Below are 1,586 nucleotides of genomic sequence, written 5' to 3'. Positions count from 1 at the left end.
GCCCCTCTTCGAACGCGCCAGATCCAAACTAGGCCCGCTTGAACCGCATGAATCTATGGATTCGAGCCAGCCATCGTACTAGGAGGAAAATTTCTCCTTGAGAATCTGGCGAAAGTGAATGCCAATGTGCACCTGACGATTCTCCGTCAATTCGCGGAGCCGGAGTTGCCACTCTCGGGGATCGATATTGAAAAGTTGCTCGATTCTTGAAAACGGGTAGCCATGACAGAACGACTCGACATTCAGCTAAACGCAGGCGTAGGTCATCTGCGTTTTGGAACGAATCAAACTAAGGCATTGAGATGAGAGACGAAAAATTCAAATATTTTATTAGCAAATTTGGCGAGGCGACCAAGAGCACCCGCGTGCCGGCCGCAAGCCTTGAAAAATGGCGCGGTAAGCTGCCAGATCAGTTACTAACGTACTGGGACCAAGAAGGATGGTGTGAATATGCGAATGGTCTCTTTTGCACAGTTGATCCTGATGACTATGAAGACCTCGTTGATGAGTGGCTTGCAGACACAGGACTGGATGAGATTGACGCGTTTCACGTGATTGCAAGGTCTGCATTTGGCGACCTTTATTTGTTCGGTGAGAAGACAGGGCGCAGTGCTACAGCTCACTGTGCCGTCAACATGGTTTTTGCGCTGCGAAATGAATTGAAGGAAAAAACTAAGGAAGATTTGGATTTTTCAATCCGCTCGTTTTTTGCTTTTAGCGATCCGGCGCGGTTTGACATGAAAGACGAAAACGGACAGCCGCTCTTCGAACGCGCTAGAGCCAAATTAGGCCCTCTTGATCCGCACGAAATCTATGGATTCGAGCCCGCCATCGTGCTAGGAGGAAAAATTCTCCTCGAGAATCTGGCAAAAGTGAATGCTAATGTGCACCTGACGATTCTCCGTCAATTCGCCGAGCCGGAATTGCCATACTCGGGAATCGATATTGAAAAGTTACTCGACTCTTGATCATGCAGACATGCCGGCGCAACTCAACATCCAGCCAAGCGCAGGCATAGGTCACCTGAGGTTGGAACGAATCAAACTAAGGCAATGAGATGAGAGACGAAGACTTCGAATATTTTGTTAGCAAATTTGGTGAGGCTACCAAGCGCTCAACGGTGCCCGTCGCAAGCTTTGAAAAATGGCGCGGTAGGCTACCCGATCAGTTATTGAAATACTGGCAGGAAGAAGGATGGTGCGAATATGTAGATGGTCTCTTCTGTACGGTTGACCCTGATGAGTATGAAGACCTTGTTGATGAGTGGCTCGCCGACACAGGATTGGATGAGATTGACGCGTTCCACGTGATTGCAAGGTCTGCATTTGGTGCCCTCTATGTATGTGGTGAGAAGACAGGACGCAGCGTCACGATTGTATGCGGCCTCAATATGATCTCTGCCCTACAAAATCGATTGAAGGGAAAACTAAGGAAGACCTGGATTTTTCAATCCGTTCTTTTTTTGCGTTCAGTAATCCGGCCCAGTTTGACATGGGAGATGAGAACGGACAAACGCTCTTCGAACGCGCCAGAGCCAACTAGGTCCGCTTGAGGCACATGAGATCTATGGATTCGAGCCCGCCATC

General features: G+C 48.9%; 3 protein-coding genes. All 3 read left to right on the top strand.

All coding sequences use genetic code 11. The features are described from left to right. Positions 1-51 precede the first annotated feature (51 nt). The 3 genes from I5W_RS33960 to I5W_RS14940 all read left to right on the top strand — a co-directional run bounded on the left by I5W_RS33960 (position 52) and on the right by I5W_RS14940 (position 1,552). The gene (locus tag I5W_RS33960) at positions 52-210 is read left to right on the top strand and encodes a T6SS immunity protein Tdi1 domain-containing protein (RefSeq protein ID WP_306302675.1); all 159 of its coding nucleotides are present in this window, start codon (positions 52-54) and stop codon (positions 208-210) included. Between the two features lie 92 nt (positions 211-302). Continuing rightward, positions 303-968 carry a GAD-like domain-containing protein gene (locus I5W_RS14945; protein WP_044529823.1) on the top strand — a complete coding sequence of 222 codons (666 nt, stop codon included), beginning with the start codon at positions 303-305 and terminating at the stop codon, positions 966-968. An 89-nt stretch (positions 969-1,057) separates the two neighbouring features. Then, positions 1,058-1,552, top strand: coding sequence for a GAD-like domain-containing protein (locus I5W_RS14940; protein WP_252717037.1), 495 nt, complete (start codon positions 1,058-1,060; stop codon positions 1,550-1,552). The last annotated feature ends 34 nt before the right edge of the window (positions 1,553-1,586 follow it).

Source organism: Herbaspirillum sp. B65, assembly GCF_000333555.1.
Taxonomy (GTDB): Bacteria; Pseudomonadota; Gammaproteobacteria; order Burkholderiales; family Burkholderiaceae_D; genus Herbaspirillum; species Herbaspirillum rubrisubalbicans.
The sequence above is the reverse complement of the archived record's forward strand: the minus strand, read 5'-3'. Positions and strand labels throughout refer to the sequence as shown.

Bases quoted from the DNA above. Each gene is read 5' to 3' on its own strand.
- I5W_RS14940 (WP_252717037.1), top strand. From the start codon at position 1,058: ATGAGAGACGAAGACTTCGAATATTTTGTTAGCAAATTTGGTGAGGCT.
- I5W_RS14945 (WP_044529823.1), top strand. From the start codon at position 303: ATGAGAGACGAAAAATTCAAATATTTTATTAGCAAATTTGGCGAGGCG.